We start from the raw sequence: 20062 nt of genomic DNA, 5'->3' as shown, positions 1-20062 counted from the left end.
TATCGTTATCTTCCTCATCCAGGCTAATCAGGGTTCCGTTACCCTCTTCAAAAGTTGAGAGTACGCGCAGGGGAACCTTGTATTTACCGGCGAACTCTACGGCGCGGATCTGCAGAACCTTGGAGCCAAGACTGGCCATTTCCAACATTTCTTCAAATGTGATTCGATCGAGTCTGCGTGCACTGTCGACCACTCGAGGGTCAGTGGTATAGACCCCGTCCACGTCGGTATAAATCTGGCACTCGGTAGCATCTAACGCCGCAGCTAACGCCACACCCGTCGTGTCAGACCCGCCGCGCCCAAGTGTGGTGATATTGCCGTCGTCATCCACCCCCTGAAAACCAGCCACAACTATGACTTTGCCTTCATCGAGATCGGTGCGCATTCGCTCCACATCGATACTTTGAATGCGAGCTTTGGTATGAGCATTATCCGTAAGAATTTTTACCTGCCCACCCGTGTAGGAACAGGCGTCATAACCACGCTTCTTCAGAGCCATGCTCAAAAGGGCAATTGTGACCTGCTCTCCTGTGGAAACCAGAACATCCAATTCTCTGGGATCTGGTTTTTCCTGGATTTGATAAGCGAGATCAATCAGGCGATTAGTTTCACCACTCATGGCAGACAAAACGACAACCATGTCATGTCCCTGAGCGCGAAACGCGGCGACTTTATCGGCCACAGCTTCAATTCGCTCAATTGAGCCAACTGAAGTCCCGCCATACTTCTGCACGAACAAACTCATAACTTACTGTGTTTCCTTAGCTCCACAATAAGTACGCTTCCTGCCCAACTCGTGCAGGCGCGCACTTAATCACCAAACCTCTGCGAAATCAACTCAACTACGAATTCAGACCACGAATTTGACAAAACTTAACTAGTTTAAGGATTGCTCAATCCAATTTGGCACTTCTTTCAGCATATTAGGGAGCGCGGACACATCGGTTCCACCACCCTGGGCCATGTCTTTTCGACCGCCACCCTTGCCGCCCAGTTTCCCGGCAGCAAAGCGCATAAGGTCACCCGCAGAAAGACGATCTGTCAGGTCTTGGGTCACTGCGGCAACCAAAGCCACCTTTTCGTCTCCCGGAGCCGCCAGCAGCACCACGCCACTGCCCAGCTTATTCTTCATTTGATCCGCCAGATCTCTCAGTGATTTGGGGTCAGCTCCATCAATAGAGGTTGCCAGCAACTTAAAGCCCGCCAACTCAATGGCCTGAGCGGAAAGGTCTCCGCCAGCACCACTGGCCAACTTGGTTTTTAACTGGGCAATCTCTTTTTCCAGTTTTCGATTGTTAAGCAGCAACTGTTCAACTTTGTCAGCCAAGGAGTCCGGACGCGCCTTAAGCAGAGTCGCTACATGCTCCAGACGCTGCTGTGCCTGATCAAACAAAGACATTGCGTGAGCGCCAGTAACCGCTTCGATTCGGCGCTGGCCGGAAGCAATACCGCTTTCCCCAACAATGCGAATCAAACCAATATCACCGGTGCGCTTCACGTGAGTACCGCCACACAACTCAACGGAAAAAGCCTTGTCATCGGTTTTGCCCATGGAAAGTACACGCACAGTATCGCCGTACTTTTCGCCAAACAGAGCCATAGCGCCCATCGCTTTTGCAGACTCAATATCGGTTTCGTGAGTTTCAACTGGGGTATTTGCGCGAATTTGACTATTAACCAGGGATTCAATCGCGTGCAGCTGCTTTGCCGTTACAGCTTCGGGGTGGGAGAAGTCAAAGCGCAGGCGCTCCGAGTCCACCAGGGAGCCCTTCTGGGTGACATGCTCGCCCAGCACTTTGCGCAAGGCGGCATGTAATAGATGGGTTGCAGAGTGATTCAGGGCGGTGGATTGACGAACATCTGCAGATACGACTGCCTCAAGGGTTTCGCCCACAGCGATGCCCCCCTTCAACACCTTACCAGTATGCAAATGGTGCGCGCTCTGCTTGGTGCAATCACGCACTTCAAAGCGGGCATCACCGGAACTCAAATAGCCACTATCACCTACTTGACCACCGGACTCTGCGTAGAAGGGGGTCCTATCCAGAACAATTGCACCCTCTTCACCGTCTTCCAGGCGCTCAACCTGCTCACCACCTTTAACGATGGCCAACACTTTGCCTGTTGCCTCGGTCGCGTTGTAACCGAGAAACTCTGTAGCCCCTTCCAGTTCGAGGACGTCGGTATAGTCCTGTTTAAATTTACCGGCAGCGCGAGCTCTCTGGCGCTGGGCTTCCATAGCAGCTTCATACCCATCCATATCCAGGGATAGATCGCGCTCACGGGCAATATCCTGGGTTAAGTCTGTCGGGAAGCCGTAAGTATCATGCAGAGTAAATACCAACTCACCGGGGATCTCACTGCTTTCGAGGGAAGCCAGGGCATCCTCTAGCAGCGCCATTCCCTTATCCAGAGTCTTCGCAAACTGCTCTTCCTCTTTGCGCAGCGCATTCTCAATCAGCTGCTGCTTTTCACGCAGCTCCGGGTATGCGTCACCCATCTGCTCGGCAAGCGCTTCTACCAGCTTGTAGAAGAAGATATCTTTGTGCCCAAGTTTGTGGCCATGGCGCACTGCGCGGCGAATAATGCGGCGAAGTACAAATCCACGGCCTTCGTTGGAAGGCATTACGCCATCGGCAATCAGGAATGAACAAGAGCGAATATGGTCGGCGATCACTCGCAGGGATTTCTCTTCCAGGTCGCTGCAGCCAACCACTTCTCCCGCCGCTTTCAGCAGCGCTTGGAACAAGTCAATTTCATAATTGGAGTGTACTCCCTGCATTACGGCGGCAATACGCTCCAGCCCCATGCCGGTATCCACTGAGGGCTTGGGCAGTGGGTGCAGTTCACCATCAGCGGTGCGCTCATACTGCATAAATACCAGGTTCCAGATCTCGATATAGCGATCGAGGTCGTCATTATCGGAACCGGGAGGGCCGCCGGGCACATCGGCACCGTGATCGTAGAAAATCTCAGAACTTGGACCGCAGGGACCAGTGTCACCCATCTGCCAGAAGTTATCCTCGTCGAGACGGGAGAAGCGCTCGGCACTCACTCCCATTTCCTTCAGCCAAATATCAGCGGCTTCATCATCGCTGATATGTACGGTTACCCAGAGACGCTCTTCCGGCAAGTTCAATACTTTGGTCAGGAACTCCCAGGCAAAGCGAATCGCTTCGCGCTTGAAGTAGTCGCCGAAGCTAAAGTTACCGAGCATTTCAAAAAACGTGTGGTGCCGTGCGGTGTAACCGACATTTTCAAGGTCGTTATGCTTGCCTCCTGCACGTACACAGCGCTGTGAACTGGTGGCGCGATTGTAGGAACGCTTTTCCTGCCCCAGGAAGGTGTCCTTAAACTGCACCATGCCGGCATTGGTGAATAACAGCGTCGGGTCATTGCCCGGAACCAGGGAGCTGGAGGGCACAATGGCATGGCCCTGCTCAGCAAAATAATTCAGAAAGGCGTCGCGAATCTGTGCGCTTTTCATCCGGCGTAATTCCACTTCGTTAGTTGAGTTTTATTTGATTGGCGTCAGTGACACGGTGTCACTTCTGTTCCACTACTGTGCCAGCCCCTGTTCGGGCATTCTTTTTTGGGCAAGCAGGTGAACATGCAGGTGAAAAACGGTTTGACCTGCGCTTCGACCGTTATTAACTACCAGTCGATAGCCCTCGAGCCCCAGCTTGCGCCCCAATTCTGCCGCCAGCCACATAAGGTGGCCGAGCAGGGATTTATCCTCAGCCTGAGCCGCGGATAAATTCACTAGGGGTTTGCGTGGGATAATGAGGAGATGGGTCGGCGCTTGTGGCGCGCGATCCTCAATAACGACACACTGGTCGTCCTCGTAGATCATCTCAGCAGGGATATCTCCCGAGATAATTTGACTGAAAACGCTGGGTTCACCCATTGGTTTACTTTTCCAGCTTTTCCTCGGCTGTCAGCTGCCGCGCTTCAGATTCCAGCATTACCGGTATACCGTCTCGCACCGGATAGGCTAGACCACTGGCCTTGCAAACCAGCTCCTGTGTGTCCTCCCGGTATTCAAGCGGCGCTTTACTCACCGGACATACCAACAGGCTCAGCAACTTTTTATCCATGTTCCACCCCACTATTTTCCCTCGGTAATACTTCCGATGGGCAAAAATGACCGCGTATCATACAATGCTTCATACGCTTTTACACGGTATTCGCCATAGCTTCTGCTGCGCCACCTGCTGGCTTTGCGCTTTTTTACCCTTATATGACAGAAGCAGTCTCTACTGAAACAGAATTGAGATGGCTAAGTAACAGCTCCCGGGCTAAACGCCCCTCCTCTATTTCATTAAATACCTCGTGGTAAGACCTTGAGAAACAGTGCAACTGCTTGTTTTTTGACCCCACCTGTCCAAACCACTTGCGGCTGAGTTCCACATCGACAATATGGTCTGATTCCGGCAATAACAGAAGGCAAGGCATGGATATCCCATTCAACCGGCCAGATAAAAACTCCCGCTCCTGCAAAAAAGTCTTAAACCAGCGTAGAGAGATACTGTGATGCACAAGTTCATCACTGACATACCGCTTGACCACATCCGGACTACGAGATATCCACTGACTATTTATCTGGCTGGAAAGAGCCAACCCCGGAAACCAGCGAGCCAAAAATAGCGCGAGCCATAACAGAAGGCCTTTTGGCTCACTTTTGCCGCGAAAGCCCGGCGCGGAAAGATTTAAACTGTCGACAGACTTATATCGAATAGCACAGCCACAGGCGATAACAGCTCCCATACTGTGGCCAAGAAGATGCATCCCAAGCCCGGGGTTTCCACTTTTTACCAAGGAGATAAATTCATTTAGATCCTCACTATAAAGTGCAAAGTCCTCAATATCCCCGCGCTTCCCATCCGACAATCCATGGCCATAATGATCTAGGGCATAGACACTGTACCCTGCTCGATTGAGGTCCTCCGCCAGCTCACTGTAACGCCCACTGTGCTCTCCCAACCCGTGGGATATAACTACTACACCCACAGCTTCTTCTACCCACCAGCGCCGGTAATACAGCGTCACTCCCCTGGTGACAAACTCCATTGCAATCTCCTTATTGATTATTATTTTGCTAGCTATTTGCTATTCCAGGGTTTCGCGGTACCTGCCCAGCATGGCCAAATGATTCATGCGGGACCGTTTAAGTAGCGCTTCCTGGGCTGCTTCAACATTCTCCGGGCGCCCCTGCCAAGCAGCGAGTGCTGGCTCTTGTAGTGCGCGCCCATAGGAAAAGCTCAACTGCCAGGGGCCACCACCTTGCTGATTCATTGCATTGAGATTGGCCGTGGCCTCTTCTGGTCCCTGCCCCCCGGAAAGAAAATTAATTCCCGGCACTGCTGCGGGGACCGTTCGCCGCAAGCTGCGCAGGGTGTATTCGGCCACCTGCTCAGGATCAGCCGTTTCCGCCTCCGCACCTGGGGTTACCATACTGGGCTTGAGCAACATCAGTTCCAGTATTACCCCGTGCTGGTGGAGGGCGTGGAACACATAGTGCCAAACCCGCTCATTTACCGCCGCACTGCGCTCTATATCGTGCTCACCGTCCATCAGAACCTCTGGCTCGACAATAGGAACCACCCCTTCGGCCTGGCATACCGCTGCATAGCGGGCCAACATCTCAGCATTTGCGGTAAGCCCCAGGCGCGTGGGGTTGTGATGGCCAATAGGATAGACTTCACGCCACTTGGCGAAGCGAGCTCCTTGCTTTTTATATTGCTGCAAGCGCTCAGACAACCCGTCCAGCCCGTAGGTGATCATATCCCCAGGCGCTCCAGGCAGCGGGCCCTTGCCCTTATCCACCTTAATGCCCGGCACTATCCCTTGTAACGCAGCGACTTGGGGCAAGGGCTGGCCCTCAGTATCTTTTTGCCCCAGAGTTTCCTCGAACAAAATAACGCCACTGATACATTCACCCAACCCCTTACAGGACAGCAGCGCAGCACGGTAGTCGCGCCGGTTTTTCTCAGTGGAATCCACTCCAATCGTGGCAAAGCGCTTTGCAATAGTGCCGCCACTCTCATCGGCAGCCAGGATGCCTCTTTGACCATCGACCAATGTTGCTACAGTTTCCTCCAGCATATCGATATGTGACATCTCTACCCCTCCCTTAGGTTATTACGCTAAGAGGATAGGCGGTCCAGCCTAAAAAGCTTTACAGGCTTTTACCGCCCTCCGCCAACCAGCCAACAACTGCTCCCTCTCCGCCTGAGTCATTGCCGGCATAAAGTCCCGTTCAATTTCCTGCAAACACTCCGGTAATTCCCTTGGTCGCCAAGTTCCACTGCCAATACCAGCCAGCAACGCAGCACCAATAGCCGTCGATTCAATCTGCTGGGGCCGTTCAACACGCAAAGAGGAAATGTCCGCCTGGAATTGCATCAGGAAATTATTCGCGCAAGCACCCCCATCCACACGCATATGGGTAATCGGCAAGCCCAGGGCCTGCTCCATCAAGCGGGCCAGCTCATCACTCTGGTAAGCTATAGATTCCAAAGTGGCACGCACCACCTCAGCTCGACCAGCCCCCCGACTCAAGCCGCAAATAGTCCCCCGTGCCGATGGGTCCCAGTGCGGCGCACCCAGCCCACTAAATGCAGGCACAAGATAAACGCCGCGGGTATGAGGAATACTCTGGGCGATAATTTCGGTATCCACCGCCTGCTGGATCATTCCCATCTCGTCCCGCAACCACTGTATAGCGGAGCCCGCTGTGAAAACTGAACCCTCTACGGCATAGGCCGGATTACCCTGGGCATCACAGGCCACTGTAGCCAGCAACCCCTGGGGTAGCTCCGGGCGATCCTCGCCGGCAAAAGCCAGCATAAAGCAGCCAGTTCCGTAGGTGTTTTTTATACTACCGGGCTCGGTACAACCCTGGCCAAACAGTGCTGCCTGCTGATCCCCGGCAACACCACAAATCGGAGCCGATGTGCCGAGAAAAGCGTGGGGGTCTGTATCGGTAAAGTGGCCAGCCGACGGTAGAATTCTGGGAAGAATGGATTCAGGGCACTGGAAAAAATCCAGCAGCTCACTATCCCAGGCTTTATCTTTTATGTTGTACAGGAGGGTACGACTGGCATTGGTGTGATCGGTGAGATGGGCTTTGCCACCGCTCATTTTCCAGATCAACCAGCTATCTACGGTGCCGAAACACAGGTCGCCATTTTGAGCTCGGGTTAGTAAATCCGGGTTACGGCGGAACAGCCAAGTCAACTTACTTGCGGAAAAGTAAGCATCCAGCAATAGGCCACTGCGCTCTCGCAACCAATCAGACCTGCCGAGTTCCCCCAACTCCCGGCATACCTCCGCCGAGCGCCGGCACTGCCACACAATCGCAGGAAAAACCGGCTCGCCGGTATACCTATCCCAGACGATCGTGGTCTCGCGCTGGTTAGTAATTCCCACTGCGGTGATATCCGACGCGCGAACACCAGCGCGCTGGAGTGCTGCGGCACAGACCCGGAGAGTTACCGACCAAATCTCTTCCGCATCCTGCTCAACCCAGCCAGGCTGGGGATAACGATTGGGAATTTCCGAGTAACTGCGACCAATCAGGTGGCCCTTACTATCGAAGATAAAAGCTGTGGTACCAGTGGTGCCCTGGTCAATAGACAGGATCATAGGGTTCTCGCGCTTATTCTTTTAGTCTCTTTCTGTACCTGAAAAATGGCCGAAACCTATCGACCAGTCATTCAGGTAGTAGTCAGAGTATAAGCCCGATTAATTGCCGTCCAGCGCCCAGCTAATCGCGTCCGTGGGGAAGCCCCGGTAAGCCAGGTATCGCTGGCGCCGCGCTCGCTCCTTCATCCACTGATCACGTGGAAGCTCTGCGCTCATAGGGGCCCGGTATTTTCTCTGAAGCATTTCCGCAGCTAACTCAAACCAATCCACTTCCAACTGATCAAGCGCCTGGGCAATTAGTTCACCGCGCACGCCGCGCTGCTGTAGCTCCTGGCGAATACGCATCGGCCCCTGACCGCGCTGGACACGGGAGCGGGCAAAAACTTCGGCAAAGCGTTGATCGGATTGATAGTTGAGTTCGTGTAGGCGCTCAAAAAGCGTGTCGAAATCGGCGCTGGGGAATTTTGCCGCGAGCTTTTGCCTCAATTCATGGCGGGAGTGCTCGCGGCGGGTCAACAGCTCAAGCGCCGCGCTGAAAAGCGCTTGAGCTGGATCAACGGAAAAATCCGCTTTTGAGTACGGCATTTACTCTTCCGGTAATTCCGCAGCCTCTTCAGGGGTCGCAGGCACTAAATCACCGAGCAGCTGCGCACGCAGCTGACCTTCAATCTCGTTGCGAATGTCGGGGTTATCGCGCAGGAACTTGGTAGCGTTCGCCTTGCCCTGGCCAATCTTGTCGCCCTTGTAGCTGTACCAAGCCCCCGCTTTATCCACCAGCCCCATCTTCACGCCGTAATCGACGATTTCACCAATCATGTTAATGCCTTCGCCATACATGATCTGGAACTCGGTCTGCTTAAACGGAGGAGCGACCTTGTTCTTAACCACTTTCACTCGGGTTTCGTTACCCACCACCTCATCGCCATCCTTAACGGAACCGATACGACGGATATCCAAGCGCACAGAAGAGTAGAACTTGAGGGCATTACCACCAGTGGTGGTTTCAGGGCTGCCGAACATAACACCGATCTTCATGCGAATCTGGTTAATGAAGATTGCCAGGGTGTTGGTGTTCTTGATATTACCAGTGAGCTTACGCAGAGCCTGGGACATCAAACGAGCCTGCAAGCCCACGTGGGAATCACCCATCTCACCTTCGATCTCAGCGCGCGGGGTCAGGGCCGCAACGGAGTCCACTACCAGCACATCAACGGCACCGGAGCGCACTAGCATATCGGCAACTTCCAGAGCCTGCTCACCGGTATCCGGCTGGGATACGATCAACTCATCGACGTTGACACCCAGTTTTTCAGCATAGATAGGGTCGAGGGCGTGCTCAGCATCTACGAAAGCACAAGTACCACCATTGCGCTGGGCCTCGGCAATCACCTGCAAGGTGAGGGTGGTTTTACCGGAGGATTCTGGTCCATAGATTTCAACGATACGGCCACGCGGCAAGCCGCCTATACCCAGGGCCACATCCAAGCCGAGGGAGCCGGTGGAGATCGCAGGAATACGCTCGCGCTCCTTGTCTCCCATACGCATCACAGTGCCTTTACCGAACTGACGTTCAATCTGAGATAGCGCCGCTTTTAATGCCTTGTCTTTATTGGAATCCATGACCATTCCCGTATTTCTGAGCTGAATTGAGTGGTGGCAAGCTTAACGAAGGATTACTGTATAGGCAACCAGTAATTCCTCATACTGAGTACCAGCTTCAGGCTGAGCGAGCCTCGCTTCAAAAAGAAGTCTGAAGCTGGAGCAAACGAACAAAGATTGACCCGGCGGACAGGTTCAAACCGGGTGCTCACGGACAACCTTTAACATTCCCTTCAGCGCCTCAACGACCGTCTGCGATTGCACCTCTGCCCGGTTACCACTGAACAGAAAACACTTCGCATCAATCTGCACTGGCTCTTGCCCCTCCGCATGGGCCCAGGCGATCCAAACTGTACCTACCGGCTTCTCGGCAGTGCCACCATCAGGCCCTGCGATACCACTGACCGCAACGGCGAGATTGGCATCCATCATCGCCAGAACCCCACAAGCCATCTGCCGGACGACCGGCTCACTCACTGCCCCAAACTGCTTGAGATCATTGCTGTCGACACCCAGAACACCGTTCTTGATACGATTCGCATAGCTCACGATCGATCCATCAAACCAATTCGAAGCACCCGCTATAGAGGTAATAGCCGCCGCAATCGCACCACCGGTGCAAGATTCTGCCGACGTCACACGCCAATCTCTCTTTTCCAGCTCCCCGCCCAACTCTCTGGCAAGCTCAATTATCTCTCTGTATTCCACCGTTTCTTCCTATTCAACCGCTCCTGGGCCACAACCAAATATTACAGCACAGAAGTGGGCTCTTATTCTGGGTGCCGACCTGCAGCAAGCTTACAAATTCCACTTTAAGTAAGCTGCCCCATACCAAATATACAACCGCCTCTCAGTGGTGAAGCCACAACCCCTTCAAAAAATCAATCCACGCCGGCTGCACACTGGTGCCGACACCAAAAGATAAATCTCACGCTGCCGAAGCGCTCGCAAGCGGCGGCAGCACTCTAGAAAAGTAAAACTACCTATCGGAACCAGGTTGCCAATTCTAATTTCCGCCGCCGGCCCACCTTTAAATTAGAATTTAAATTTTAAAAGGGGTCTTAAATCAGCAAATAATTTCAAGCGGGCAATCCAATAAGCAACAACAAATTTAAAAATAAAAACGTAAACAATGTAAAAACACATTAATACGCACTGGCTGATTCTAATTTTAAAGCAGAAAAATTTTGTATATGCGATAAGTTGGACCAGTCTCACGATAAAGGGCCCGGGCTTTCCCTATGCAACAATCGGCTTTTTGTTAGTCTGTTACTGCTGTACTGAATATATAAATATCACAATAAAAAAGCAGATAAATCCCCAAGCCCAACAAGCATTAATCATCGTGGCAGATCACCGCCATTATAAAAATACAATGAAGTTGGCACCCCCATAGATAATTAAAGAAAGACAAAATCATGAATTTAAAAAAATCAGCGATCGCGGCTGCTATTGTAGGCGCCTGTGTGTCCTCACTTGCCAATTCAAAAACTTTGGTCTGGGAAGATAATTTCGACGGCGACAGTATTGATAAGTCCGTTTGGACTTACGATGTGGGCAACTCAGGCTGGGGTAACAATGAGCTGCAAACCTACACCGATGATAGCGCCAATGCCTATGTCGAAGATGGCAACCTTATTATTCAAGCACTGCAAAACGACGACGGCAGTTTTACTTCCGCCCGCCTGAAATCCCTGGGTCGTATGACTTATAAATATGGCACCATTGAAGCCCGCATTAAATTACCTGACCTGGATGCCGGATTGTGGCCTGCCTTCTGGCAGCTGGGTGGCGACTACGGCCAAGTGGGCTGGCCCGCTTGCGGCGAACTGGATATTCTCGAGGCGGGCATGGCCGACGCTCTCAGTGCCGGCACGGTCAACTCAGAAGTTTCCGGCGCTTTCCATTGGTGGCATGAATCCGATGACTACACAGGCCAGGCGGACTACGGTCAATCGAAAAACCTTATTGATGACTTCGGCTCCAGCACTGACCTCACTGAGGACTACCATATTTTCGGTATGACCTGGACACCGGATAGCATCGTCATGTGGGTCGACGACGAAGCCAATGAAATTATTAGCATCGGCAGTGAAGACCCCGCATTTGACGAGTTCCGTCAACATCACTTCCTGATCCTGAACTTAGCGGTAGGTGGCGTCTTCCCAGAGATTTACGCTAACAGTGAAATCACCGCACCGATGCCCGCCAAAATGTATGTGGACTATGTTCGCATCTACGATAACGACGACAGCAGCTACAGCACAGAAATCTCCCTGGCTGAAGACACCGCCAAAACAGGTGATATCGGCGTATTTTCCGAGGGCAGCAACCTCTCCGAATCCTTGGAGCTTGGCACCGATACCGAGCTGTATGTCTGGAACCAAAACAGCATGTCAGCTACTGTCAGCGCCGAAGCTGCCGAGGGTGATGAAGCCCTGGAGTTTGATATTACCGCTGGTGAATGGTTCGGCATGGGCTTCTGGATGCACTATGACCTAAACCTAATGAACTACGAAAACGGTCATCTCAATTTCAAAATGAAAACCACCAGCAGCCAGACTATCGGCATTGGTATTTCCAGTACTGGTGGCGGAGATGCCTGGGTAGACCTGGTGGATGGTGATGATACCTACGGCCTGGAGCGCGATGGCGAATGGCATCAGGTCAGTATCCCCCTGAGCAAACTGGGAGTGGACTTCAACACTATCAGTCAGGCGTTTATGATTCGAGGTGATGCCGCCTCTGAAGATTTTGTTCTGTCCATTGACGATATCTACTTTAGCGAAAGTGTTGAGAAAACAGCCCCGACCGGTGTCTTTTCTCTCTACACCGAAACTACAGAGGCCAATTCAACTTTCACACTGGGAACTGATGGCAACCTGTATATTTGGGGCGATACCCTGCTGGAGGCCACTCAAACCCCATTCGAAGGTGAAGAATCCCTCTCCTATTACTCCTCCGGGGCCGGCTGGTTTGGAATGGCATTTACTGCCGACAGCTACTACGATCTATCCGCTTTCGATAATGATACTGCAACGCTGAATTTCGCCCTGAAAACCAGCTCAGAAACCACCTTTAAGATTGGCATGAAGAGCGGTAGCGTCAGCGATATTGGCCAGCAGTGGATTGAATTTGCCAGCGGCTCCGATCCTTATGAATTCGCGCGGGATGGCGAGTGGCACCAGATATCAATCCCCGTTACTGATTTCAGTAGCGAGGTAGATATGTCAAATGTTATTCAGTTATTTGAACTACTGGGCGTCGATGGAGATATCAGCGATATTGAGATTGACGATATCTATTTCTCTGGCGGAAGCTCAGACAGCGATAGCAATGGCAACTGCCGTCCTCACTCTCACAAGTGCCACCCTCATCATAAAAGGCACAAGCATCGCCATGGAAACTGCACCCCACCTGCACGATGCGCACAGGGACCTCGCAGAAACTAAAAGTACAAGGGCGCTGCCAAATAGCAGCGCCCTTTTTATTACACCACTCAACCTTTTTCACCAATATCAAAACCTGTCTTATCCGCCGACAGATATTATCTTTTAGGGTATAACCTGGTGTAAGACAAAGTATAAAAACAATAAATCCAGATTAAATCTGCCTACAATTTTGTTCAATGCAGCAAGACCAGGAAAAGAACTTCCACACAAAATATTTGCGAACAAAAACACAAAAAGGAATTTATTCTTTTGTAAAAAAATTACAAGGAATTATTTTTCCGCTGTATGCGACAAGCAGGACCGCAACCACGACGAGAGGTCTAAATTCACTTCCCAGCAGAACGATCGTTTTGCTAGGCTTTGCCCGTGGCCGGCACCTGATTTTCAAGTGAATTGAAGGAAACTGCAATTTAAGTATCTAGTATTCACTAGATTCATAAATAGCATTTAACTGTGCCACACCATCACTATCAGGCATTTTATTCTTATAAATAATTAACAACGAAAGAAAATTATGATTATTAAAAAATCAGCGATAGCCGCAGCTATTGTCGGCACTTTTGTGTCCTCAATAGCTAATTCAAAAACTCTGGTCTGGGAAGATAATTTTGACGGGGACACGATCGATACCTCCGTCTGGACCTACGACGTTGGCAACTCCGGCTGGGGCAACAACGAATTACAAAACTATACCGATGATAGCGACAACGCTTATATTGAAGACGGCAACCTGATTATTCAGGCCGTACAGGAAAGTGACGGCAGTTTTACTTCTGCTCGCCTAAAGTCTCTCGGGCGCCTATCCTACAAATACGGAACCATTGAAGCTCGAATTAAATTACCAGATTTGGATGCGGGACTATGGCCAGCATTCTGGCAACTGGGCAGCGACTACGGTCAAGCCGGCTGGCCTGCCTGTGGCGAATTGGATATTCTCGAAGCGGGCATGGCCGAAGCGCTAGAAGCTGACGTCGTAAATTCTGAAGTTTCCGGAGCCTTCCACTGGTGGCATGAATCCGATGACTATACCGGACAAGCAGATTACGGGGAGTCCAAGAACCTAGTTGATGATTTCGGCTCCAGCTCTGATCTCACCGAGGATTACCATATCTTCGGTATGACCTGGACGCCCGATAGCATCGTTATGTGGGTGGATGACGAATCCAACCAAATCGCAGCTTTAACGGATACCAGTGATTCCGCATTCGATGAATTTCGTCAGCATAACTTTTTAATTCTCAACCTGGCAGTAGGTGGCATCTTCCCGCAGATCTATGACAACAGCGAGATCACAGCCCCAATGCCCGCAAAGATGTATGTTGACTACGTACGTATCTACGACAACGATGACAGTAGCTACAGCACCGAACTTTCCCTGGCTACCGATACCGCCAAAAATGGCAACCTGGGCGTGTTCGGGGACAGCAGCGATATCTCCGAATCCCTGACGTTTGGAACTGATATCGAACTCTACGTCTGGAACAATATGGAAAGCCAATCCAGCGTCGACGAGAGTGATGCCCTGGAATTCCAAATCGATGCCGGCGAATGGTATGGCATGGGTGTATGGATGCACTACGACCTGAATTTGATGAACTATCAAAATGGTCACCTGAACTTCCGCATGAAAACCACCAGCGAAGAGACTATCGGCATCGGTATTAACAGTACCAGCGGTGGTGAGTCCTGGGTGGACCTGAGCGTAGAAGGCGATACTTTTGGCCTGGAGCGCGATGGGCAATGGCACGAGGTGAGTATCCCCCTGAGCAAATTTGGGGTTGACTACAACACCATTAGTCAGGCATTTATGGTGCGCGGCGATGGACCGGCAGAAGCCTTTACCCTGTCCATGGACGATATTTACTTTAGTGAGAGTATCGAAAAAGCGGCTCCGACCGGCACTTTCTCCCTATACAGTGAGACCACCGAGGCAGACTCCAGTTTCGAGTTGGGCACCGATGGTAACTTGTATATTTGGGGCGAAACCCTGATCGAGACTTCCCCTTCTCCATACGAAGGCTCTGAATCCCTATCCTACACCTCCGCAGGTGCTGGCTGGTTTGGCATGGCTTTCACTGCTGATTATTACTACGACATGTCAGCCTTCAATAACGATACCGCCACCCTCAATTTTGCGTTGAAAAGCAGCTCTACTACGACCTTCAAGATCGGCATGAAGAGCGGCAGCATCGGCGATGTAGAACAAAAGTGGATTGACTTTGCCAATGGCGCCGATCCCTACGGTTTCGCACGGGATGGCCAGTGGCACCAGATCTCCATCCCCGTAAGCGACTTTAGTGACGAAGTGGACATGTCTAACGTGGTTCAACTATTCGAGCTTCTAGGCGTGGATGGAGAAATCAGCGACATCGAGATCGACAATATCTACTTCTCTGGCGGTATCGGCGGCAACGATGACTCCGGTGACGACTCCGATAATGGAGATGACGAGGGTGACAACGAAGACTCTGGTGATAACGGTGAGGCTGGCAGCCAGGACCTGATCGCACAGGCAACCGTCACCGCCAGCAACGAAATCCAGTCCATCGCAAATGCAGTTGATGGCAACAGCGGCACCCGCTGGGAGAGCGCCCATGGCGGTGACTCAGTGTGGGTACTTCTGGATCTGGGTGAAGCAGAAGCTCTGAACACCCTGACTATCGACTGGGAAACCGCCAACGCTGCAACCTATACGGTGGAAGGCAGTAACGACGCAGCCTCTTGGACTACGCTGGCCAACTTTAGTGGCGGTACCGCCGGAGAGAGAACCGATGAACACGCCCTGAGTGGAAGCTATCGATATGTGCGCCTGTACTTCACTGAGCGCAGCACAAGCTATGGGTACTCCATCTGGGAACTGGGCTTAACTGGTGGCGACAGCCAAGCTTCAAGTATCTCTGCAACCTCTGAACTGCAAAGTGCTGAACTGGCAATCGACGGAGACAGTAGCACCCGCTGGGAGAGTGCCCACGGTGTGGACAATGTCAGCCTGACTTATGATCTCGGCTCTGTGCAGTCCATTGGCACCCTCAATATCGACTGGGAAACTGCCAATGCGGCTGCCTACACTCTGCTCGGCAGTACCGATGGCAGCAACTGGACAACTGTTGAGTCATTTTCTGGAATGGGAACCGGTGAACGCACCGACGCAATCACCGTAGAGGGAAACTACCGTTACCTGAAGATTGACTGCACCGAACGCAATACTGTGTACGGCTACTCCATTTGGGAAATTAGCACTTACTAATTGCAGCTGGTAGTAGCAACCTGGGCAGCACTTTTACAGTGCTGCCCTGCCTATAATCTGTCCCTGAAAGAACTAAAATTCCAAAGCTAGAGGTGCTCCACACCTTTGCACAGTAATTCTTTCTAATTCAAATCCAACCCGAAAATAATAATCTTCCCAAGGCTAGCGGTAGACCATCGCTAGAATCGAGCGCCCCTGCTTCACGTAACTGCAGAATAAATCCCCAACAGGACCACTTAGCTCATTCAATTCAATCCTCTCAAACCCCAAAGAGGAGTAAAATGGCTCTAGGTGGTCGTAGGGAAATGTATAGGTGTCACTATCAAAACGTTCAGCAAGGAGCGTCAACAGCTGCCTTGCAACACCCTGCCCTTGATGATCTGGTGCAACAGCAACTCCGGCCAGGAGCTTAAAGCTCTCATAGCGCCGCAAATAACCGCAGGCAATCACCTCCCCCCGTTCGCCGCGTACTATCCCGCAGTCCTCATGGCGTTTGGCTTTGCCACGAAATCCATACATGCGATAAAATTTGTTCGCTAGCGGAATCTCTATATCTGCCAGCCACTGAACACTATTAGAAGGCTGCGTTTTCGCCATAAACCTGCCCCTGTACCCCTGAAGTAGAAAAATGCCCAGAGAGACCTGTAGCACCTGCCTGCGCCCGCCCAATGTCTGCTACTGCAGTGCGTTGGTGAGCCTGACCAATACCGTAAAGGTGGTGATCATACAGCACCCACAAGAAGAGAAGCACCCGTTCAATACCGGGCGTATGGCGCACCTGTGTTTAAATAACAGCGAAATGCTTATCTCTGAAACCCTTCCTAATCATCAGCTGGACAGGCTACTCGATACACCCAGCGCTCTACTCTATCCGTCACTATCATGGCTACCCCAAACACCCCAATTAGCTGAAGGGAACAATACCCCTAGCCACCAAAATCAGCTGGAAAAGATTGAACAGCTAATTGTTATTGATGCGACTTGGAAAAAATCTAAAAAGATTCTTCATCTGAACCCCAAGCTACAACAGCTTCCAAGAGTCAATCTCAGTGGGGACTTGAAATCCAACTACGCTATTCGGAAAACCACTGTTGCCGATGGTCTATCAACCATTGAAAGTCTTGCCTTGGCTATGGCTCAACTTGAAGATAAAAATGAGTATTCCAAGCTTCTGCAACCATTTGAAAAGATGATTAGCCTGCAACAGCAGAGCTATTCAGTAGAGCCAGCTTAGGGTATTTGGTTGTCACAATCAGTGAGACCTCAAACAGAGAACCTAAACAATCGCACCATCAGGAAATACCAAATTAGAAATTCCCTGATAAGTCAGCACACACATAAAAACTGATAAGGCATACCGAATAATCGATCGATATCGCTCTTCATCAATCCTCGATTGAAGCTTAAATCCGATAACAAGTCCAAAATATGCAAACACGGTGATTGCAGATAGCGACATCAACTCCAAATCATCAAAACTCAAGTAAACTGAAAGCACAGAAAGCTGTATCAGCTTGCCAATCAAGAAACAAATATTGGAAACAAGAATTACTTCCTTTGATGATCTGGCAACTTCCAATAAATAAATCATCAGTAGAGGCGCAATCGCATTAGTTGCGCCACCAATCACCCCGGCCAAGCCGCCCATAATAACAGGAAAAAGTACTGGCCGACTGGAGAATTTGGACAGATAACCCCTTAAACGATTGGAAAACAGGTAAATCAAGATTGAAACCGCCAGTAACAACTTGAGAATATCCGGATTTGCCCAGGTTAATAGCCATGTTCCGGTAAGGCTTCCAACAGACACCAATAGTATTACTAAACTATATTTAGCAAGATTAACCCTATAATCTCGGCACTTATAAAGACTGGATATAATTACCAAAAGCGACGGCAAGATGGTTAACACCACTGCCGTTTTCAAATCATAAGCAAGCGCCAGAATAGGCGTCGCAAGCATTGGGAAACCAAACCCCAATGCTCCGTGAGCCATACCTGCTACCAGAATAAGCAACAACCCAACTATAACTATCTCTATGACCACCCGTTAAGCAACCCTCGATATAGCAGGCATATTAAAACGTATTCGTTTAAGGTGCCTTTTCCTATCCTTAATTCCTGTTCTCGCGTGAAGGTATCGTCGATTATCCAATAACAATATCTGATTATTATTCAACCTAACCTTAAACATATTATGTGGCAACGATATTTTTAGCTCCAGCTCACGTAAAGCATCAAGCTCATCTGAAGAGCAATACTCACGCTCGATAATATCATACCTGTATCTGAAACCATGGCTCTCATCAATTAAGGATGCCTCTATAAACTCAGACGACTTGCGAAACTCTTCAGGAACACGAAGTTTAAACTTACTACTTGAAAGTACCTGGAAAGTTTTATCGGAGAGACTCTCGATTATCCTGTCGGCACAGACAAGAATATTTTCTCCGCCTCCATGCATATCAGCGTGCACAACGAAGAGACCAAAGTAGCCAGGCATCTCCGATTCAAAAGCACCGTCATTGTGCAAGAAGAATTCTCTATCACTATGAGATATAGCCAATGCCTCATCGCCTGTCTCACCACCAATCCTCACATCCCAAACCGTTCGCCCCATAGAATCATGCTCATGTACCAACCCAATGGTATTGACAATATCCTCCATCACTTCAGCAGAATCATCAGAAAATTTGAGATGGATAAGCGCAATCCCCTTTTTAAACAGGGCTATCTTATAACTTTCATACTCTATGTCCGAGCAGGACCCAAGTTCAAAGCAGCAGTAACTTGGGACTCTAAGTGGCATGGCATGCGATGAAAAATAGAGTGACGACATTTTCAGCTCCCTTGATGAACAATTCCTTTACGATTCCCACAATATGAACTTCTACCCACAAGATAAAAGGAGCAATCTTTATGCCAAATATCACACATGTACCAAACTCATACGTCTCGAACTTTAGTCCCTGATGGCGTTTAAAGCTCTTTTACATCGAAAAAGTAAATGTCCCCGTGGAAACTCTCTGAATCGCCTATCACAAAGTAACCCAGGCCACCCTAATAAGCCCCCTGTTTATTTCACAAAACAGCAACAATCCCCGGTTCAGGCCAAGATAACCTACCTCCAAGCAGATAAAATTTATCGTAGTACGGTAAAACCACAGCGAAATATCTTTACCATTTAATAAAATCACAACAAATCCCCCTTAAAAAAGAAAAGAAAGCATCGCAAGATAACAGCCAGTATCGGAGACAAGCATGCCCTATTAATTCCCCAACCAGGTGGAATAATAAAAAGTCAGGCGCTAACAATAAAATATATAAAGCGAACTAAGGTCCCACCTATAAGGACCAGTTCTGATTTCGAGCCAAGCCGAGGGGGAAAGTATGGAAGATTTAAAGACACGGGAGCCATTTAAATGCCGTTACCAAACAGCCCCCAAGGAAATATCTAAACAAACCCTCCCCGATGGTAGCCATATAAAGTTGAGCGCCACAACTAAAGTACTCGTCAATTATTCAGAGACACGCAGACGCATACGTCTATTAAATGGGGAGGCCCAAATAAGCATTTGTAAAGAGGTAACCTGGCCATCTATAGTAGAATCACGACAAGCATTGATCCGTACACATAAAGCCACTTTCAATATTGACCAGCGATATGGGATAACAGAAGTCACTGTTCTCGAAGGGAATATCACTATCAGCCCAATAAAACAAAATAAAAATCGCGCCGAAATAAAGAAGGGGGAGATGCTCAAAGTAACTGAGCACAACACCGGTGCAGTCAAAGGTTTTGAGGTTTCCAGCTATAAGGATTGGGGAAGTGGATTTACAAAGGCTGATAACATCAGATTAACAGAACTCCTAATATCGCTAAATCGCTTTACAAATACCCCACTTGTGACGAGAGACCAGAACACTAGTAGACTACTTGTTAGTGGAGTTTATGACCTGAATCATATAGAAGATACCGTCCTCTGTCTGAGCAAATTTTATAACCTGAAAGTCACAAAAGAAGAGTCTCACACAGTGCTAGAGTTGCTTCCAGAATAATAACCTAGCTTGTTAAATACCAACAAAAGTAGTCTTGTGTACCTAACAATAAAGATAA

The 20062-nt window shown here is 50.0% G+C and carries 17 protein-coding genes (1 of these 17 only partly in view); 4 read left to right on the top strand and 13 right to left on the bottom strand.

Features of this window, described 5'->3' with window-relative positions; translation table 11 throughout:
• From ACJJIS_RS05065 to ACJJIS_RS05020, 10 genes are all read right to left on the bottom strand, one after another.
• Window positions 1-745 carry the 5' portion of an aspartate kinase gene (locus ACJJIS_RS05065; RefSeq protein ID WP_413662880.1) on the bottom strand. It extends 488 nt beyond the left edge of the window, so 745 of the gene's 1233 nt are visible here — the first part of the coding sequence; its start codon is at window positions 743-745; its stop codon lies beyond the left edge, outside the window.
• A 132-nt stretch (window positions 746-877) separates the two neighbouring features.
• Window positions 878-3487, bottom strand: a complete 2610-nt coding sequence (gene alaS / locus ACJJIS_RS05060) for an alanine--tRNA ligase (protein ID WP_444907596.1) — start codon at window positions 3485-3487, stop codon at window positions 878-880.
• Window positions 3488-3559: 72 nt separating this feature from the next.
• Window positions 3560-3907 (bottom strand): histidine triad nucleotide-binding protein, encoded by a 348-nt coding sequence (locus ACJJIS_RS05055; protein ID WP_413662882.1) that lies wholly within the window; start codon window positions 3905-3907, stop codon window positions 3560-3562.
• A gap of 4 nt (window positions 3908-3911) precedes the next feature.
• Window positions 3912-4097: a Trm112 family protein gene (locus ACJJIS_RS05050; RefSeq protein WP_108734085.1), complete on the bottom strand. Its 186-nt coding sequence runs from the start codon at window positions 4095-4097 to the stop codon at window positions 3912-3914.
• A gap of 139 nt (window positions 4098-4236) precedes the next feature.
• Entirely contained in the window at window positions 4237-5070 is an 834-nt protein-coding gene (locus tag ACJJIS_RS05045) for an alpha/beta hydrolase (protein ID WP_475709615.1), read from the bottom strand.
• A 39-nt stretch (window positions 5071-5109) separates the two neighbouring features.
• Window positions 5110-6120, bottom strand: coding sequence for a class I fructose-bisphosphate aldolase (locus tag ACJJIS_RS05040; protein ID WP_444933884.1), 1011 nt, complete (start codon window positions 6118-6120; stop codon window positions 5110-5112).
• Between the two features lie 48 nt (window positions 6121-6168).
• Window positions 6169-7647: a glycerol kinase GlpK gene (glpK, locus tag ACJJIS_RS05035; RefSeq protein WP_444896478.1), complete on the bottom strand. Its 1479-nt coding sequence runs from the start codon at window positions 7645-7647 to the stop codon at window positions 6169-6171.
• 99 nt (window positions 7648-7746) lie between these two features.
• Window positions 7747-8232 carry a regulatory protein RecX gene (locus tag ACJJIS_RS05030; protein ID WP_413662886.1) on the bottom strand — a complete coding sequence of 162 codons (486 nt, stop codon included), beginning with the start codon at window positions 8230-8232 and terminating at the stop codon, window positions 7747-7749.
• Window positions 8233-9267 (bottom strand): recombinase RecA, encoded by a 1035-nt coding sequence (gene recA, locus ACJJIS_RS05025; RefSeq protein ID WP_108735301.1) that lies wholly within the window; start codon window positions 9265-9267, stop codon window positions 8233-8235. It lies immediately after the preceding gene.
• 174 nt (window positions 9268-9441) lie between these two features.
• Window positions 9442-9954, bottom strand: a complete 513-nt coding sequence (locus tag ACJJIS_RS05020) for a CinA family protein (protein ID WP_413662887.1) — start codon at window positions 9952-9954, stop codon at window positions 9442-9444.
• A gap of 710 nt (window positions 9955-10664) precedes the next feature.
• On the opposite strand from ACJJIS_RS05020, the gene ACJJIS_RS05015 reads away from it, so the two are divergent.
• Window positions 10665-12698 carry a glycoside hydrolase family 16 protein gene (locus ACJJIS_RS05015; protein WP_475709614.1) on the top strand — a complete coding sequence of 678 codons (2034 nt, stop codon included), beginning with the start codon at window positions 10665-10667 and terminating at the stop codon, window positions 12696-12698.
• Between the two features lie 514 nt (window positions 12699-13212).
• On the top strand, window positions 13213-15945 hold the full coding sequence (locus ACJJIS_RS05010) for a discoidin domain-containing protein (RefSeq protein ID WP_475709613.1): 2733 nt from the start codon (window positions 13213-13215) through the stop codon (window positions 15943-15945).
• 162 nt (window positions 15946-16107) lie between these two features.
• On the opposite strand, the gene ACJJIS_RS05005 is transcribed toward ACJJIS_RS05010, so the two are convergent.
• Window positions 16108-16542, bottom strand: coding sequence for a GNAT family N-acetyltransferase (locus tag ACJJIS_RS05005; RefSeq protein WP_475709612.1), 435 nt, complete (start codon window positions 16540-16542; stop codon window positions 16108-16110).
• A gap of 31 nt (window positions 16543-16573) precedes the next feature.
• Here ACJJIS_RS05005 and ACJJIS_RS05000 point away from each other — a divergent pair, with 31 nt between their 5' ends.
• A complete protein-coding gene (locus ACJJIS_RS05000; RefSeq protein WP_444911313.1) occupies window positions 16574-17179 on the top strand; it encodes a tRNA-uridine aminocarboxypropyltransferase in 606 nt (201 codons plus the stop codon).
• Between the two features lie 42 nt (window positions 17180-17221).
• On the opposite strand, the gene ACJJIS_RS04995 is transcribed toward ACJJIS_RS05000, so the two are convergent.
• Window positions 17222-17992 (bottom strand): TSUP family transporter, encoded by a 771-nt coding sequence (locus ACJJIS_RS04995; protein WP_475709611.1) that lies wholly within the window; start codon window positions 17990-17992, stop codon window positions 17222-17224.
• 3 nt (window positions 17993-17995) lie between these two features.
• On the bottom strand, window positions 17996-18784 hold the full coding sequence (locus ACJJIS_RS04990; RefSeq protein WP_282933761.1) for a TauD/TfdA family dioxygenase: 789 nt from the start codon (window positions 18782-18784) through the stop codon (window positions 17996-17998).
• Window positions 18785-19335: 551 nt separating this feature from the next.
• Between ACJJIS_RS04990 and ACJJIS_RS04985 the strand changes: the two genes are divergently transcribed.
• Window positions 19336-20004 carry a FecR family protein gene (locus tag ACJJIS_RS04985; RefSeq protein ID WP_475709610.1) on the top strand — a complete coding sequence of 223 codons (669 nt, stop codon included), beginning with the start codon at window positions 19336-19338 and terminating at the stop codon, window positions 20002-20004.
• Window positions 20005-20062 lie beyond the last annotated feature (58 nt).

It is taken from the genome of Microbulbifer maximicatervae (SeqCode) (assembly GCF_056231245.1).
The sequence above is the reverse complement of the archived record's forward strand: the minus strand, read 5'-3'. Positions and strand labels throughout refer to the sequence as shown.

What these genes read in the sequence shown, in the direction of transcription:
- alaS (WP_444907596.1), bottom strand. Translation starts at nt 3,487, where the DNA reads ATGAAAAGCGCACAGATTCGCGACGCCTTTCTGAATTATTTTGCTGAG.
- ACJJIS_RS05055 (WP_413662882.1), bottom strand. Translation starts at nt 3,907, where the DNA reads ATGGGTGAACCCAGCGTTTTCAGTCAAATTATCTCGGGAGATATCCCT.
- ACJJIS_RS05050 (WP_108734085.1), bottom strand. Translation starts at nt 4,097, where the DNA reads ATGGATAAAAAGTTGCTGAGCCTGTTGGTATGTCCGGTGAGTAAAGCG.
- ACJJIS_RS05045 (WP_475709615.1), bottom strand. Translation starts at nt 5,070, where the DNA reads ATGGAGTTTGTCACCAGGGGAGTGACGCTGTATTACCGGCGCTGGTGG.
- ACJJIS_RS05040 (WP_444933884.1), bottom strand. Translation starts at nt 6,120, where the DNA reads ATGTCACATATCGATATGCTGGAGGAAACTGTAGCAACATTGGTCGAT.
- glpK (WP_444896478.1), bottom strand. Translation starts at nt 7,647, where the DNA reads ATGATCCTGTCTATTGACCAGGGCACCACTGGTACCACAGCTTTTATC.
- ACJJIS_RS05030 (WP_413662886.1), bottom strand. Translation starts at nt 8,232, where the DNA reads ATGCCGTACTCAAAAGCGGATTTTTCCGTTGATCCAGCTCAAGCGCTT.
- recA (WP_108735301.1), bottom strand. Translation starts at nt 9,267, where the DNA reads ATGGATTCCAATAAAGACAAGGCATTAAAAGCGGCGCTATCTCAGATT.
- ACJJIS_RS05015 (WP_475709614.1), top strand. Translation starts at nt 10,665, where the DNA reads ATGAATTTAAAAAAATCAGCGATCGCGGCTGCTATTGTAGGCGCCTGT.
- ACJJIS_RS05010 (WP_475709613.1), top strand. Translation starts at nt 13,213, where the DNA reads ATGATTATTAAAAAATCAGCGATAGCCGCAGCTATTGTCGGCACTTTT.
- ACJJIS_RS05005 (WP_475709612.1), bottom strand. Translation starts at nt 16,542, where the DNA reads ATGGCGAAAACGCAGCCTTCTAATAGTGTTCAGTGGCTGGCAGATATA.
- ACJJIS_RS05000 (WP_444911313.1), top strand. Translation starts at nt 16,574, where the DNA reads ATGCCCAGAGAGACCTGTAGCACCTGCCTGCGCCCGCCCAATGTCTGC.
- ACJJIS_RS04990 (WP_282933761.1), bottom strand. Translation starts at nt 18,784, where the DNA reads ATGTCGTCACTCTATTTTTCATCGCATGCCATGCCACTTAGAGTCCCA.
- ACJJIS_RS04985 (WP_475709610.1), top strand. Translation starts at nt 19,336, where the DNA reads ATGGAAGATTTAAAGACACGGGAGCCATTTAAATGCCGTTACCAAACA.